Source organism: Microcoleus vaginatus FACHB-2002 (assembly GCF_040004035.1).
In the GTDB taxonomy this organism is placed as follows: domain Bacteria; phylum Cyanobacteriota; class Cyanobacteriia; order Cyanobacteriales; family Microcoleaceae; genus Microcoleus; species Microcoleus vaginatus_C.
This window is the reverse complement of record NZ_JAMPLN010000005.1, coordinates 48,791-62,862: the sequence shown is the minus strand read 5'-3', so window position 1 is coordinate 62,862 and position 14,072 is coordinate 48,791. Positions and strand designations below refer to the sequence as shown.

At 46.6% G+C, this 14,072-nt stretch carries 16 protein-coding genes; 9 read left to right on the top strand and 7 right to left on the bottom strand.

Annotated features, from left to right (window positions below):
* Positions 1–216: 216 nt before the first annotated feature.
* On the bottom strand, positions 217–795 hold the full coding sequence (locus tag NDI35_RS06115) for a biotin transporter BioY (protein WP_445311940.1): 579 nt from the start codon (positions 793–795) through the stop codon (positions 217–219).
* A 458-nt stretch (positions 796–1,253) separates the two neighbouring features.
* Here NDI35_RS06115 and pstS point away from each other — a divergent pair, with 458 nt between their 5' ends.
* The 4 genes from pstS to pstB all read left to right on the top strand — a co-directional run bounded on the left by pstS (position 1,254) and on the right by pstB (position 5,649).
* Positions 1,254–2,426 carry a phosphate ABC transporter substrate-binding protein PstS gene (pstS, locus tag NDI35_RS06110; RefSeq protein WP_445311939.1) on the top strand — a complete coding sequence of 391 codons (1,173 nt, stop codon included), beginning with the start codon at positions 1,254–1,256 and terminating at the stop codon, positions 2,424–2,426.
* A 449-nt stretch (positions 2,427–2,875) separates the two neighbouring features.
* A complete protein-coding gene (gene pstC / locus NDI35_RS06105; protein ID WP_445311938.1) occupies positions 2,876–3,829 on the top strand; it encodes a phosphate ABC transporter permease subunit PstC in 954 nt (317 codons plus the stop codon).
* Positions 3,830–3,863: 34 nt separating this feature from the next.
* Entirely contained in the window at positions 3,864–4,757 is an 894-nt protein-coding gene (gene pstA, locus NDI35_RS06100; RefSeq protein WP_445311937.1) for a phosphate ABC transporter permease PstA, read from the top strand.
* Positions 4,758–4,848: 91 nt separating this feature from the next.
* Positions 4,849–5,649, top strand: coding sequence for a phosphate ABC transporter ATP-binding protein PstB (pstB, locus tag NDI35_RS06095; protein ID WP_445311936.1), 801 nt, complete (start codon positions 4,849–4,851; stop codon positions 5,647–5,649).
* A gap of 231 nt (positions 5,650–5,880) precedes the next feature.
* Here pstB and NDI35_RS06090 read toward each other — a convergent pair whose 3' ends face one another.
* A complete protein-coding gene (locus NDI35_RS06090; RefSeq protein ID WP_190734295.1) occupies positions 5,881–6,051 on the bottom strand; it encodes an NblA/ycf18 family protein in 171 nt (56 codons plus the stop codon).
* A gap of 229 nt (positions 6,052–6,280) precedes the next feature.
* Here NDI35_RS06090 and NDI35_RS06085 point away from each other — a divergent pair, with 229 nt between their 5' ends.
* On the top strand, positions 6,281–6,877 hold the full coding sequence (locus tag NDI35_RS06085; protein ID WP_333078001.1) for a phycobiliprotein lyase: 597 nt from the start codon (positions 6,281–6,283) through the stop codon (positions 6,875–6,877).
* Here NDI35_RS06085 and NDI35_RS06080 read toward each other — a convergent pair.
* Positions 6,818–7,147, bottom strand: a complete 330-nt coding sequence (locus NDI35_RS06080; protein WP_445311935.1) for a hypothetical protein — start codon at positions 7,145–7,147, stop codon at positions 6,818–6,820. The genes NDI35_RS06085 and NDI35_RS06080 overlap by 60 nt on opposite strands.
* 148 nt (positions 7,148–7,295) lie before the next feature.
* Here NDI35_RS06080 and NDI35_RS06075 point away from each other — a divergent pair, with 148 nt between their 5' ends.
* Together NDI35_RS06075 and NDI35_RS06070 are read left to right on the top strand one after the other, a co-directional pair.
* Positions 7,296–8,054 (top strand): phycobilisome rod-core linker polypeptide, encoded by a 759-nt coding sequence (locus NDI35_RS06075; protein ID WP_445311934.1) that lies wholly within the window; start codon positions 7,296–7,298, stop codon positions 8,052–8,054.
* 87 nt (positions 8,055–8,141) lie between these two features.
* Positions 8,142–9,032, top strand: a complete 891-nt coding sequence (locus tag NDI35_RS06070) for an NERD domain-containing protein (protein ID WP_445311933.1) — start codon at positions 8,142–8,144, stop codon at positions 9,030–9,032.
* Positions 9,033–9,268: 236 nt separating this feature from the next.
* Here NDI35_RS06070 and NDI35_RS06065 read toward each other — a convergent pair whose 3' ends face one another.
* The 4 genes from NDI35_RS06065 to NDI35_RS06050 all read right to left on the bottom strand — a co-directional run bounded on the left by NDI35_RS06065 (position 9,269) and on the right by NDI35_RS06050 (position 12,839).
* On the bottom strand, positions 9,269–10,234 hold the full coding sequence (locus tag NDI35_RS06065; RefSeq protein WP_445311932.1) for an RluA family pseudouridine synthase: 966 nt from the start codon (positions 10,232–10,234) through the stop codon (positions 9,269–9,271).
* Between the two features lie 194 nt (positions 10,235–10,428).
* On the bottom strand, positions 10,429–11,877 hold the full coding sequence (locus NDI35_RS06060) for a RecQ family ATP-dependent DNA helicase (RefSeq protein WP_445311931.1): 1,449 nt from the start codon (positions 11,875–11,877) through the stop codon (positions 10,429–10,431).
* Positions 11,878–11,914: 37 nt separating this feature from the next.
* A complete protein-coding gene (locus NDI35_RS06055) occupies positions 11,915–12,313 on the bottom strand; it encodes a DUF4087 domain-containing protein (protein ID WP_445311930.1) in 399 nt (132 codons plus the stop codon).
* A 142-nt stretch (positions 12,314–12,455) separates the two neighbouring features.
* Positions 12,456–12,839, bottom strand: coding sequence for a hypothetical protein (locus NDI35_RS06050; protein WP_445311929.1), 384 nt, complete (start codon positions 12,837–12,839; stop codon positions 12,456–12,458).
* 31 nt (positions 12,840–12,870) lie between these two features.
* On the opposite strand from NDI35_RS06050, the gene NDI35_RS06045 reads away from it, so the two are divergent.
* Both NDI35_RS06045 and NDI35_RS06040 read left to right on the top strand, forming a co-directional pair.
* Positions 12,871–13,056 (top strand): hypothetical protein, encoded by a 186-nt coding sequence (locus NDI35_RS06045; RefSeq protein WP_445311928.1) that lies wholly within the window; start codon positions 12,871–12,873, stop codon positions 13,054–13,056.
* Between the two features lie 267 nt (positions 13,057–13,323).
* Positions 13,324–13,878: a M23 family metallopeptidase gene (locus NDI35_RS06040; RefSeq protein WP_445312102.1), complete on the top strand. Its 555-nt coding sequence runs from the start codon at positions 13,324–13,326 to the stop codon at positions 13,876–13,878.
* The last annotated feature ends 194 nt before the right edge of the window (positions 13,879–14,072 follow it).

The following is a 14,072-nucleotide window of genomic DNA, read 5'->3' as shown; positions in this document are numbered from 1 at the left end:
ATCTCACTTGTCATCGCAAGCAGAATGCAGTGCAGCAAAGCAATCCGAGCCGCAGCGAGATGACTCTCCCGTTTCGCAATGTATAGTATAACCTTATTTTGCACAATTACCAGTTACCTCATCCTTCATCCTTCATCCTTCATGCTTCATCCTTCATCCTGACATCCGTTTCATCCGTTACAGAATCCGTTGCCGAACTTCCTTCTTCCTTCGCAATTAATAAAACATCAAGCGGCGTAACGTAAATGACAGCACTGCGATCGCACAAACTACCGCCAATTGTCCCGGCATGGGATAAACCGAATATTTAAGAATCTCATCGAATAAAGGTGTTTTTTTGGCCGGAGGTAGCCAGTAAGTAAAAATTAGATAAATTAAGCCGATCGCGTGAACAGTGAACAAACCGCACAAACAGCTAAAAGCCATAGATTCCAGCCGCGAAGCCACCTTAAAAGCCACCCAGCCGCATACCCAAGCACCCGGCACAAAACCCAGCAAATACCCAAAACTCGCTTCTTTGAGATAGCCGATGCCGCCGCCTTGAGAAAAAACTGGCCACAAAGTTAATCCTAATGCCAAATAGGCAATTTGCGAGAGAGCCGCAGCATTTTTCCCCCCCATGCAGCCTACTAGCAAAACGGCTCCAATTTGATAGGTAACACCTAAAGAGTACGCCTGAAGTCCTCGATCGTCCCACAACCCAATCGGAATTGTGACAGATGCAGGCAAAAAAGTGCCTCCTATCGTCAGAAGCAAACCAATAACAGCCCAGATTAATTCAATAGGAGCAGGCATTATAGCAGAAGAAAGAAGGAAGACCGAAGTTGCAATCGACCGTTTATGTTTGTGCAATTAAGAACGTCCTAACCGTGAGGGCGGTTGCTATATCATCAAACAGCATTCGTCAGAATGTATTTGTCAGATGCAAGCTTCAATGCCCGCAGCTTTTAAATTCTTAATACTAGCACTACTGTCAAAATAACCACCATTGTATGGTTTTCTGGTTCTCAAGCCTCGATCTTGTGATAATTTAATGGAGAATTTTTCGCGATCGGGCGATCGACTGCTTGTTTCCGTACAAATCTATCTTGCCTCTATCTTATAAAATCACAATTGTCAAGCTCATCAATTAATTAATAATATTAATTAATATTAAATAGGGATTAAGTGTAAAGATTCTTAACCTAACCTTTACTTTTGCGCGCTATGCTGATGCGGGACACCCATATAACGATCGAAACTTTTGTATACCTATGCTTTTTCGTCTCAACTTGATTAATCCACACCGTCTGACTACAGCAATTTCGGCTATGGCGATCGTCCTCAGTGTAGCAGCTTGCCGCACCGAAAGCACAACCCCAAGCAGCAGCTCCACCCCCGGCAACACCGCAGCTTCCCCCGTTGCAGCCACCGGCACAGCGGAAAACACCAAACTCGCCCTAGCCTCAGACGTAGCCATCACCGCAGCAGGCGCCTCATTCCCCGCCCCCCTGTACCAGCGTTGGTTTCAAGATTTCAACAAAATCAACCCCAAAGTACAAATTAACTATCAATCCGTAGGCAGCGGGGCCGGAGTCGAACAATTTACCAAAGGCACAGTAGACTTTGGAGCCAGCGACACCGGCATGAAAGACGACGAAATCGCCAAAGTTCCAGCAGACAAAGGCGTGATACTGCTGCCCATGACAGCCGGCAGCATCGTCCTGGGCTACAACCTGCCAGACTTAACCGAACCACTGAAACTGCCCAGAGACGTTTACGCAGATATCTTCGCCGGTAAAATTACCAACTGGAACGATCCCAGAATTGCAGCGGCCAACCCGGGCGCTAAATTGCCAGACCAAGCCATCACCATCGTCCACCGTTCCGACGGTAGCGGTACAACCGCCGTCTTTACCAAACACCTGAGTGCCATCAGCCCCGACTGGAAAAGTACAGTAGGCGACGGCAAAACAGTACAGTGGCCCGTAGGCGTAGGCGCAAAAGGCAACGAAGGCGTCACAGCCCAACTCCTGCAAACCGTCGGCAGCATTGGCTACGTAGAATACGGCTACGCCAAAAACAACAATCTCAAATTTGCATCTTTGGAAAACAAAGCAGGCACATTTGTAGTACCTACCGACGAGTCAGCTTCTCAAGCTTTAGCGACTGTGCCGCTGCCGGAAAACCTGCGAGCATTTATCGAAGACCCCGAAGGCGCTCAATCCTATCCAATTGTCACCTACACTTGGATGCTCGTCCCCAAAACAGTTGCTGACCCCAACAAAGCCAAAACCATCGAGGCAATGGTTGAATACGGCTTAACTGAAGGTCAAAAAGTTAGTTCCGAATTGGGCTACGTTCCTCTGCCCCAAAACGTTAGAGAAAAAGTAGCCGCGGCCGCTGACGGCATCAGCCCAGACTACAAGATTGAGGTTGCCAAATAGTAACTGTTGACTGTTGACTGTTGACTGTTGTCCGTTGTCAGAGGGAAAAAAGCCCTTCGGCATTGCGCGTGCGGGAACAAATCAGGAAGAACGAAGAGAGATATTTCTGTGGGGCGGATTTTACCAGAAATATTTGTTAAAAAGTCAGGGGGTTAATAAATCCGCCCCTCTTCTATGTAACAATCGGTGCATCTGTGTAGGGGCGGGTTTCACAAACCATAATTGCCTAAAATCAATAATCTGATAAACCCGCCCCCGCTTGGGCGGTAAATGGCGATTTACCTCTTTCAAAATACAAGGGGCGGGTTTTACCAGAAATATTTGTTGAAAACTCAGGGGATTAATAAACCCGCCTCTCTTTGATTTTATTTATGGTCTTTGTTTCTGCTTCCTTCTAGCTTTTTCCGAAACAGGCTATTGTTCGATACTATATATTTGGTTTTTTTTCTATGATTTCAGATCACAGCGCTCAATCAGAGAGCCGATCGCGCTCTGGGGCAGAAAAATCCTTAGATCAAGGCTTTATCTGGCTGACTCGGATTTTGGGAATAGGAGTTGGTGTAATTTTGCTGGCAATCGCGCTCACCGTTGGTTACAGGGCTTTACCTGCGATTCAACAGTACGGTTTGGGCTTTCTGTTTGGTAGTGATTGGAATCCGGTTAAAGAAGAGTACGGTGCGCTGCCGATGATTTACGGGACGATCGTCAGTTCGGCGATCGCGCTCCTAATTGCAGTACCATTAGGAGTAGGGACTGCCATCTTCTTAAGTGAAGATTTTTTGCCGCTGCCAGTGCGTACAGCTTTGGTTTTTTTAGTAGAACTTTTAGCTGCCATTCCCAGCGTAGTCTACGGTTTGTGGGGAATTGCTGTATTGATTCCCATTATTAGCACTGTCGGAAAGTTTCTCAACGGTAACTTCGGATGGCTGCCGATTTTTAGCACTCCGCCAGTCGGCCCGGGAATGTTGCCAGCCGGAGTAATTTTGGGAATCATGACTTTGCCCATTATTACTGCTATCTCCCGCGACTCTTTGGCAAGTCTCCCGCCCGAATTGCGGCAAGCATCTCTAGGTTTGGGAGCAACTCGCTGGACAACAATTTTTAGGGTACTCGTACCTGCTGCTTTCTCCGGCATTGTCGGCGGAATTATGCTCGGGCTCGGTCGCGCGATGGGAGAAACAATGGCCGCAACTCTGTTAATTGGCAATTCCAATCAGTTAAGTGCTTCTGTGCTAGCTCCGGCAAATACTATTGCTTCTTTGATGGCAAATCAATTTGCCGAAGCTTCGGGATTGCAAGTGGCGGCTCTGATGTACACGGGGCTAATTCTGTTTATTCTGACGCTGATTGTTAATATTTTGGCTGAGTGGATTGTTTCTCAAGTAAGAGCGAAGTACAACTAGAAGTTAGCCGCAATTTCCTACATAGTTTTAGTTTATGTCAAATAGCGTCTCCGATGAGAATCGTTTGGTATCGAAAACAGGCAGTTTGAAGAAGGTTAAAAACAGCCAGCAAGCGCTGTTTAGTCTGGGGATGACTGTACTGGCTGGATCTGCTTTGGCAATCACTCTGCTACCTTTGTTTGCAGTGCTTTCCTACGTCACGGTACAGGGTTTCAATCGCCTAAATTTAGACTTGTTTACCAAGCTGCCACCCCCGCCAGGACTATCGGGAGGCGGTATTGCTAATGCAATTCTCGGTACATTGATGACGGTAGGAATTGCTTCTTTAATTGCTGTTCCTTTTGGTGTATTGGCAGCCGTTTATTTGTCGGAGTTCAGCAGCGGTCAAATTGCTCGCTGGGTGCGCTTTGCTACTAATGTCCTCAGCGGCGTTCCTTCGATTATTGCCGGGGTATTTGCCTACGGTTTGTTCGTGGTAAATATGGGAGGTTTTTCGGCAATTGCAGGGGGCGCGGCGCTGGCGGTGCTGATGTTGCCGACGATTGTGCGGACTACTGACGAAGCTCTACAAATCGTCCCGCAAGATATTAGATGGGCGTCGGTTGGTGTGGGTGCTTCTAATTATCAGACGGTGTTGCAGGTGGTTTTGCCTGCGGCAATTCCGGCTATTTTAACAGGTGTGACGCTGGCAATTGCTCGCGCTGCTGGAGAAACTGCTCCTTTGATTTTCACGGCGCTAAATTCGCCTTTTTGGCCGGCAGGATTTGATAAGCCAACTCCGAGTCTTTCGGTTTTGGTGTACAACTTTGCAACGGTTCCTTTTAAGGCACAGAAAGAATTGGCTTGGGCTGCATCTTTGATTTTGGTGATTATGGTTTTATTGACGAGTATTCTTTCTCGCTGGGCTACTCACAAAAAAGTGTATTAAAGGGTGAGTTTTAAAAAGGCATTCATGCAGTTATGGTGAAGGCCGAATGTAACCCAGATTTTGAGTAAAATTTCAGAGGATTGTTACCTGTATGATGATGGATTTAGACAAGCAAACGGAAACAGTTTTGCGTACAGAAAATATCAATATTTTTTACGGCGCTTTTCACGCAGTTAAAAATGTTTCAATGGAGATTCCTAAAAATCGTATTACTGCCTTGATTGGGCCGTCTGGCTGCGGTAAAAGTACAATTCTGCGATGTTTTAACCGCCTCAACGATTTAGTTAGCGGTTTTCGGTTAGAAGGTAGAATTGATTACAAGGGTCAAAATCTTTACGATCCTGATATTGATGCTGTGGAGGTGCGCCGCAAGATTGGGATGGTGTTTCAAAAGCCGAATCCTTTCCCGAAGTCGATTTATGACAATATTGCTTACGGTGCGAGGGTGAACAATTATAAGGGAGATATGGATGAGCTGGTGGAAAAATCGCTCAGCCAAGCTTATTTGTGGGATGAGGTGAAGGATAAGTTGAAGCAAAGCGGTTTTTCTCTTTCGGGCGGTCAGCAGCAGCGTTTGTGTATTGCTAGGGCGATCGCGATTAATCCTGATGTAGTGTTAATGGATGAACCTTGCGCTTCTCTTGACCCGATTTCTACGATTAAGATTGAGGAGTTGATGCGGGAACTCAAGGAAAAATATACGATTGTGATCGTTACTCACAATATGCAGCAGGCTTCTCGGGTTTCTGACCTGACTGCTTTTTTCAATGCAAAACTTTCTGACGATGGGAAGCGGTTTGGCTATCTTGTGGAGTGTGATAAGACTGAGGTCATTTTCCAAAGTCCGAAGGAAGAGTCTACTTTAGATTATGTGAGTGGCCGTTTTGGTTGAGTCCCCGACAGGTTGAAGCCTGTCGCTACACAAACTATCGTCCCTCTTTAAGAGACTAAAAACATTTAATTTGCTGAGTTTGGTAGCAACAAAAAAACTGCGTAAAACTTTTCTGAATTTAGAATCCCGCTTTTTTGGAGAAAGCGGGATTCTGAGTTTTATGTTTAATAGCTCGATCGTACTTTTTGCAGATACAAGCCACTGATTTTTGTGAAGAAATGCTCGAAGAGTTCACATATTCTTCATCCAATGCTTGAACAGGTTTTCTTTTACCATGTTTTGCCGCATAACTTCGAGCAAATATTCCTGAGCTTGGTCTTGGCTTAACCTTTTGACTTCTTCGCGTAGCACTTGCAGTTTGAACTGCTGTTCCATGCTGAGGCTGGTTGTAGGCATATCCATAAAATCGCTCCTCCAGTTTGCTGAGATTGATGCGAAATTGATCGGAATGACGTTTCGCAGGATTTGTTGTGTCTCCTACATTGTAAACTATCATAACATTCCCTTGACAATATGTCCAAAGTAGACATTTTGAGACTAATTTGTGTAGCAAAAGTACATCTAAGTGGGGGGAGCTTTATCATAAAAAGGCGTAAAGACAGGGAAGCCTAAGCCAAAGGAGCTAGTTCGTATGGATGCCATGGAGTTTTTTCAAAGCAGTGCTGGGGAGTGGCGTTCTCAGCGCAGCACTCACCATCTCGCTTTTCGTCAAGCGGAGATTGGGGATTCAAATATTCAGGTAACAGCGCTGGCCGCAGATGACGCGCGAGTCGCGGAGATTTGCAAGATGCACGAAGTCGATCCGAGCCGGGCTGCTGGGGGAGCTTTTGTAACCTGGCACGGCTCGATGGCGTGGGATAAGGATGATGAGAATCATAAAGGGTCTACGGTGTTCGCGATCGTCCCCGATCCTGAAAATCCCCGGCAGGGCTTGATGTTGCGCGAACGGGGCTATGCAGAAATTGTGCCGGTGGCTGGCCGTTTTGAGATGGATGATGAGGATGGGCTGCTGCTGATTACCGAATACGAGACGATGAGTTCGATCGAGCGTTTCTGGTTTGCTAATCCGAACGTGCGGATGCGGACGAGTACCGTAAAGCGCTTTGGCGGTTTCAGCACATCGACTTTTTGTACCGAAATTCGGGTGCAACCAGACTCGGATGCAACATCAGAAGCAGCAGGAGATCAAGTACCCGCCAGCGAGTTTTATTCGGCTCTGGGCTGGTAATTTGTAAGCTCGTTCCCCAGCTCTTAAGCTCGTTCCCCCAGCTTTGCCTGGGAATGCTTGGTCGGAGCCGTTTGCCTCCTGTTTGACCAGGCAGAGCCTCGCCGAGTGTCGTTCCTGCCCGTTTCCGGGGAACGAGCCTTCTTTCTGCATAACTTCCCTCCCCCCTCTTCCTTCTTCCTTCTTCCTTCTTCCGACGGACATCGGACTGACATCCGTTACATCCCGTACATTGCTCGTTGCCGAACTTCCTTCTTCCTTCCCCAAAGTCAACAAATGTTACAGATTGTTGCAAAAATTCAGGAAAATCAGATTTAGATTGCGGGAATCCCCTAATCTGTATGTTGGTTAGTTGTATCCGTTATGCTGGCAGCTCACGGTGTCAACTATTTCTGAAATTTGAGATAACGGAGATTTTAACGTGGCGCTACCTTTATTAAGCTACGCCCCCAAGAGCCAAAACCAGCGCGTTGCTGGTTTTGAAACAGGGAGCGACGAGCAGCCGAGAATTTTCACAACTGAAAATGTGCTCTCGTCTGGAGACATCGAAAATTTGATTTGGGCTGGATATCGCCAGATTTACAGCGAACACCAAATCCTCAAGAGCAACCGCCAAAAGTCTTTGGAGTCGCAACTCAAGTTCGGCCAAATTACTGTGCGGGACTTTATTCGTGGTTTGGCGACTTCTTCTCCTTTCTTGGAGCGGAATTATCAAACTAACAGCAATTACCGGTTTGTAGAAATGTGCGTGCAGCGCATTTTGGGCCGGGATGTGTACAGCGAGCGCGAAAAGATTGCTTGGTCGATCGTTGTAGCAAATAAGGGGCCTCAAGGCTTTATTGACGAGTTGGTCAATAGCGAAGAGTACCTGGATAAGTTCGGGTACGATACCGTACCTTACCAACAGCGCCGAATTTTGCCTCAGCGAGTTGGAGGAGACACTCCTTTCAACTTGAAGACGCCTCGCTACGGTGAGTACCACCGTTCGCAGCTTGGCTTCCCGCAAATCATCTGGCAGACTGGCGTGCGCCGTTTTGTTCCTCAAGAGAAGCAACCGAAGGCTGGCGATCCGTCGAACTATTTGGGTATGGCGCGCAATATGCCCATGCCTGCTACTCCGCCGCAGCGCGTGCCTCTAGCTAATATCAATATCGACACGATGGTTCCCCGTCGCCGGTAATTGATGCTGCCCTGATGCGATTATTTGTGTCGGGCGATCAACTGAATCGATCGGCTTTTAGGCTGAGAGAGTTTTGAGTCTTGAGTTTTGAGGTTTGAGTTTTTTGATAAACTTGGAATCCAAAACTCGGGACTCATAATTTTTTTTATTAGGAAGAAGGAAGAAAGAAGTTCGGCAACGGATTCTGTAACGGATGTAACGGATGTCAGTCCGATGTCCGTCGGAAGAAGGAAGAAGGAAGAAGGAAGAAAAATAATTCGACCTTTTCCCATTGTTAACTATAAGTGCATAGGTGCATTTATGCAGCCGCAATATAACGAAGGTGCTGGAAAATCATTGCGTCGCCATGCTAAACAGCTTCGTACCAAAGCCTTATACAGGTACGGTGCGGCAACAGGGTTGGTGTTGTTGCCACTGCTGGTATACGCGGTAGCACCTTTTGATCCTTTATTTTTGGTCGCGGCTCTTTTGATAGGGGCATTTATCGCCCTTCCGTTCATTGAGGACGGCAAAACGTTTTGGAAGTCGTCTCAGAGATTTGACCAAGGGGCCTGTGGTGAAGAAAAGATTCAGCAAGTTTTGGAGTCCCTAATCCAATCTGGATGGATAGCTGAGTACAACTTAAGATTGCCGGAAGTAGGCGATATCGATGTGTGGCTGCGATCGCCTAAAGGGGTCAATTTTATCCTTGATGTGAAGTCTCACTCAACCGTAGTTCTGTTGGATGGGGATGTGCTCAAGCGTCTATCTTACGGGAAATTGAGAGATTTTGAGAAAGACTTTCTGGCACAGATTGCCAAAGAAGTCACAGCTATCAAGAAAGCTAAGAAGTTAACCAAGGTCACTCCAGTAGTTGTATTTAGCGATGCTAAGGTGAGTTTTAGCAACACAAAGAAGATTAGGGGGGTTTACGTCATGGAACTGGGCAATCTGGTGTCAGGGTTGCAAGAACTCGATCGCACCTATCAAAGTAGATAAGATTGGGAAAAATGAGAGCAAGAGCTACATCGATATGTTGGACATCAACAAATTTGCACACAGCAATACCATCCCAGACTTGCACTAGCATCTAAGTGATACTTGTGCTATTAAAAAAATTTAAGGTAGAAACAATATCCTGGAGGGACTGTTGAACAAAGCAATCAAGGTAGATAAAATTCTCAACGCCTAATGGCGACTTGTCATAACAGCTTTGGTCACTGCTATACCAATTATCAAATATTAGCCCGCAACCGCAATATTTTTAACAAAGTGTTGAATTGATCGGGTAAAGGTGCGATCGCCTCTATTAATTCTCCTGTTACGGGATGCTGCAATGTCAGCCGCCATGCGTGGAGAGCTTGTCCTGTTAAATTGACGCCGATCGAACGGTTGGAACTGTACATCGGATCGCCGACAATGGGATGTTTTATCTCCGCTGTATGCACGCGAATTTGATGGGTGCGGCCGGTTTCTAATTGATAGTGCATTAAGCAATAGTTGCCGATTCTTTCTTTGATTGTCCAGTGAGTAACTGCGGGGCGACCGCCTTTTTCTACTGGTACTACGGCCATTTTTTTGCGGTCTGTGGGATGCCGCCCTATGGGTAGGTCTATTGTGCCTGTTTCGGTGCTGGGAGTGCCGTAAACTATGCCTAAATATTCGCGGCGGGCGGTTTTGGTTTTGAGTTGGGCTTGCAGGTGTTGGTGGGCAAGGTCGGTTTTGGCGATCGCGATCGCACCTGTTGTATCTTTGTCTAATCTGTGCACGATTCCCGGCCGCTGAACTCCGCCTATTTCTGCTAGGGGACAGTGGGCTAAGAGAGCGTTGACTAATGTACCGTCTGCGTGTCCGGCGGCTGGGTGGACGACTAATCCGGCTGGTTTGTTGATGATAATTAGGCTGTCATCTTCGTAGAGGATGTCGAGGGGAATTGATTCCGGCTGCAAGGAAGTGGGCTGGGTTTCGGGTAAAGTGAGGTGGATGCGATCGCCCGTTTTTACTGATATTTTTTTCGAGGTGCAGGTTTCGTCGTTGACTTTAACGTTGCCTTGTGATATGAGGGTTTGGATTCGCGATCGGGATAAGTCCGGTATCTGGTTTGACAGCCAAATATCTAATCGCTGATTGACATTACTGCGATCGAATTCCTCTGTATTTTCTACTGTGTAAATCTGTGCCGCAGTGTCTGTTTCTATCATTTACTTTTTACTATTTTTTGCCAAGTGTGTAAAGCAAATATGTTAATCATAACATCTGTGAGTTAGTTCGCGATCGCACGGGTAGCGAGAAACCGGGTTTTTCACAGCAATACTTCGTTTGGGCCCGCAGACTGGGTAAAAAACCCGGTTTCTTTGGTCGGAGTGGTTAAGTCGTTTGAGTATAATCGTCAATTCTATCGACAATTATCGCAGTGGCCGCAGCGCATTGATGTAGCTTCCTTGGCAAACCCAAAAGCTTGCAGCAAAAATTGCCACCTGCACTCGCGATGTTTTAGATATTTAGCCATTTCTTCCGCTGCGGTAAAGTTTTGTTTTTCGCCTTTTTGCTGTGCGGATTTATTGATCGCATAATTAAAAGGATCTTGCCATGTTAATTGTCCGCTACTGTGCAAGATTGAAAGGGCGATCGCGCTTTCAGGAAATTCACGGGAAACTGCTTCTATATCGCCTTTAACTGGCAGTTTTTTAGCTAATTGCTGAGCTTCTCGGTATTGCGATCGCAATTTATCTTGAAAAAATTGCCCTCTTTGTTTATCTTCGGGATAAAGCAAACCCGTAGGTTCGCTAATCAATGTCAGGGCGATCGCCGATTTGCCGTCGCGTCCGCCTCTACCAATTTCCTGAATGTATTCCGATAATAGCAAAGGTGCTTGATAATGAACAACCCACCGGACATCTGGCTTATTAATTCCCATCCCAAATGCTGAGGTACAAGTCACGAATTTTAGCTCATTGTTCAGCCAAGCTGTTTCTATTTTTCGCCGTGATTCTGGACTTAAACCTGCATGATATGCTGCTGTTTCATAACCTGCTGCTTCCAACAAATCAGCCAAGCTTTCGCTATCTTTTCTGGTGCGGACATAGACTAAACCTGCTTGTTTTGGTCGAGCTTTGATAAAATTTAATAACTGCTGCTTGCGTCCTCTCGGCGTCCAAACTGTTTGCACTTGCAGGTGCAGGTTAGAACGGTAGGGACTTAGCAGAAAGGCTTCTGGTTTTTGCAGTTGCAAGACATTTTTGATTGTTTGCTGTGCTTCCGGGTTGGCGGTAGCCGTGAAAGCTGCGATCGCAATTTTACTGGTTGCTGGTTTACCTTTCAACAAAGCCGGCCGGACTGTTCCCAAACGGCGGTAAGCTGGTCGAAAAGTATCACCCCACTGCACTAAACAGTGAGCTTCATCTAATATTAAACCGTTAATTTGGATGTGTGGCTGACTGATAATTTCCCAAACAGGTTTGCTGAGTAATGTTTCGGGAGACAGGTACAGCAATCTTAATTTATTTTGTTGCAGCGACTGCATAGTTTGTCGGCGCTGTGCTGTTGGCAATTGACTGTGGAGGAGGGAAGCGGGCAGATTGCGATCGCGCAATTCTTGTACTTGATTTTCCATCAATGCGACTAACGGCGAAACTACCAAAGTTAAGCCTGTTTGCAACAAAGCTGGCAGTTGAAAGCAGATTGATTTGCCGCCACCTGTCGGCATAATTATAAGTGTATCTTTTCCGGCTAGCAAACTGCTGACAATTTCTGCTTGGGGCGGGCGAAAGTCGTCGTATCCCCAAATTTTTTTAAATGTGGCGCGGGCTTGATTTAATGATGTTAATTCGGGTTGAAAGTTCATTTGACAGAGTTAAAAAAATTGTATGGTTTCGCCACAACTAACGAATTTTTGGCAAATTCGGATCTTTTCGACAAGTCGAGAGTGGTAATTGTTCACCACCTTGTATCGTGGTAATTCTTATTCGATTTCTATCTGTCACCACATTTAAGCAAGCACATCCATATCCATAATTAACATTAGTTTTGACATATTCATCGTCGTTAAAAGGAGGAATATTGTTCATTCCTCCGGCTTGATATCCCCCTTGCGCCGAGATAGTCCACTGAGCATCTTTGTCTTTGAGATACCAGTTAGCAGGCGTGGGATTTATTAACCATCCGCACCTGGTTTCAGCCGCTTTCGCAGGAATAATAACCATCGAAAAAGATGAGATAATTGCAGGTATCAACCACTTTAGTTTTATAGCTTTACATCCTAATTTTTGAGCGACAATCATACAGTAATTACGCGCTTCGAGAAAAGAAACAGAAACCGGGTTTTTTAGCGAATCTGCGGGTGACAACGAAATATTGTCGCAAAAACCAGGTTTCTAACTACCTGCGCGTAAGTCCTGTCCAAAATCCAAAATCCAAAATCCCCTAAGACTCCTCGCCGTCTCGGCGGCCGAGCTCGTACACGCCGCCACCAATACAGGCGATCGTACCCATAGATACCGCCCAACCAGTGCCCAGAGACAATTCGACGCCCCAATTGCACAATCCCCCCACAATCAAAAAGGGCACAATACTCAACAGCGAAGCGTAAAAGGCATTTTGGGCTTCTCTGGCTTGGCGGGTTCTTTCAAACTCGGCTTCCGAGGTGTAGAGGGATCTCTCAGCAAAATTCATCCAGCGGTTGAGTTGCAGGATTACCCATTCTGTCACGGGCGACAGGCCCCAGTACAGGGCCAAAGACCACAAGGACGCACCGGCGATCGCAGTTGCGTCTATGGCAAAACTAAAAGGAAAAATTTCAGTAAGCATTGCTTGATGTGTTATGAATTTGAGATGTTGGATGAGCTCCAAAATCCCCGAACTTAACTATAGTGTCAAGCAAAAGCTCGATCGAATTCAACCGCAGCAGGAATTCCTCGGCCAATTTTTTTTTATCACCCCTGGGCATTTACCCGGAAGCCTTGACACGGGTTTTGGATGGAGTAAGATACACGTTGTTATTAAACTGATTCGCGATCGCGGGTAGAGCTCAAAGCCAATCTTGCAGCGAATTGGCATAACTTACATCTTGCACCCTTCTCAGAAACGGGGAAGATGCCCGTTCCACAAAAAATGATTTTTTTGTGGAACGTGCCGGAAAGCCCGCCCCTGAAAGCTTTATTGACAAGGGTGCAAGATGTGAGCCTAACAGACAACGCAAACTCCCACACACATTTAACTTTGAGCCGTGAAAAAAATCCTGCAAGACTCTAGAGGCCCGCTGACGGTAAAACGCTTTTTTCGTTTCAGACAGATGCTGCTGCTGGCACTTTCGATCGGCATTATTTTGATCAGCCCTTATTTGCAGCAGCAGGTGGTCAAAGCTCAGTCAGGCTTACCAAGCAGAGTAGCGACGGGTAATTTGTGGCAAGAAGCTTCTTTTCCAGTCGAAAACTTTGAAACATACACTTCCGCCTTCGGCCCCCGTGGCGGGGATTTTCATTACGGTTTGGACTTGGCCGCCCCCGAAGGCAGCTATATCCGCAATTGGTGGGGCGGACAAATTGTGGAAGTTTGGGAAGATGGCAGGTGCGGCACTGGTATGGTGGTGCGATCGGGAAATTGGGAACACATCTACTGTCACCTTAGAGGCCGAGTGCTAACGGCTAACGGCGGGCGTTATTATACCGATCGCGAAGGTACCGTGCAAATTTGGCAAGGTCAAACAGTGCCTGCGGGTGCGAGAATTGCCAGAGTTGGGATGACCGGCCGCACGAGTGGGCCTCACTTGCACTGGGGATTGAAGTACGGCGGCCGCTGGGTAGACCCGGCTTTGGTACTCCGGGAAATGTACGCGCAACAATCTTAATTTGTCAGTTGACAGTTGACAGTTGACAGTTGACAGTTGACAGTTATTACCAATAATAAATTGTCCGGTTAAACGTCATTGCGACCGTAGAGAAGCAATCGCAGAAACATTGCGATTGCTTCGTTTCACTCCCTGCGGACATATCGTAAGCGATTAGGCGGACATGATATAACTAATGACCACTGACCACTGCC

Excerpts from the sequence above, each read along its gene's own strand:
- NDI35_RS06115 (WP_445311940.1), bottom strand. The coding sequence starts at position 795 with ATGCCTGCTCCTATTGAATTAATCTGGGCTGTTATTGGTTTGCTTCTG.
- pstS (WP_445311939.1), top strand. The coding sequence starts at position 1,254 with ATGCTTTTTCGTCTCAACTTGATTAATCCACACCGTCTGACTACAGCA.
- pstC (WP_445311938.1), top strand. The coding sequence starts at position 2,876 with ATGATTTCAGATCACAGCGCTCAATCAGAGAGCCGATCGCGCTCTGGG.
- pstA (WP_445311937.1), top strand. The coding sequence starts at position 3,864 with ATGTCAAATAGCGTCTCCGATGAGAATCGTTTGGTATCGAAAACAGGC.
- pstB (WP_445311936.1), top strand. The coding sequence starts at position 4,849 with ATGATGATGGATTTAGACAAGCAAACGGAAACAGTTTTGCGTACAGAA.
- NDI35_RS06090 (WP_190734295.1), bottom strand. The coding sequence starts at position 6,051 with ATGGATATGCCTACAACCAGCCTCAGCATGGAACAGCAGTTCAAACTG.
- NDI35_RS06085 (WP_333078001.1), top strand. The coding sequence starts at position 6,281 with ATGGATGCCATGGAGTTTTTTCAAAGCAGTGCTGGGGAGTGGCGTTCT.
- NDI35_RS06065 (WP_445311932.1), bottom strand. The coding sequence starts at position 10,234 with ATGATAGAAACAGACACTGCGGCACAGATTTACACAGTAGAAAATACA.
- NDI35_RS06060 (WP_445311931.1), bottom strand. The coding sequence starts at position 11,877 with ATGAACTTTCAACCCGAATTAACATCATTAAATCAAGCCCGCGCCACA.
- NDI35_RS06055 (WP_445311930.1), bottom strand. The coding sequence starts at position 12,313 with ATGATTGTCGCTCAAAAATTAGGATGTAAAGCTATAAAACTAAAGTGG.
- NDI35_RS06050 (WP_445311929.1), bottom strand. The coding sequence starts at position 12,839 with ATGCTTACTGAAATTTTTCCTTTTAGTTTTGCCATAGACGCAACTGCG.
- NDI35_RS06045 (WP_445311928.1), top strand. The coding sequence starts at position 12,871 with ATGAGCTCCAAAATCCCCGAACTTAACTATAGTGTCAAGCAAAAGCTC.
- NDI35_RS06040 (WP_445312102.1), top strand. The coding sequence starts at position 13,324 with ATGCTGCTGCTGGCACTTTCGATCGGCATTATTTTGATCAGCCCTTAT.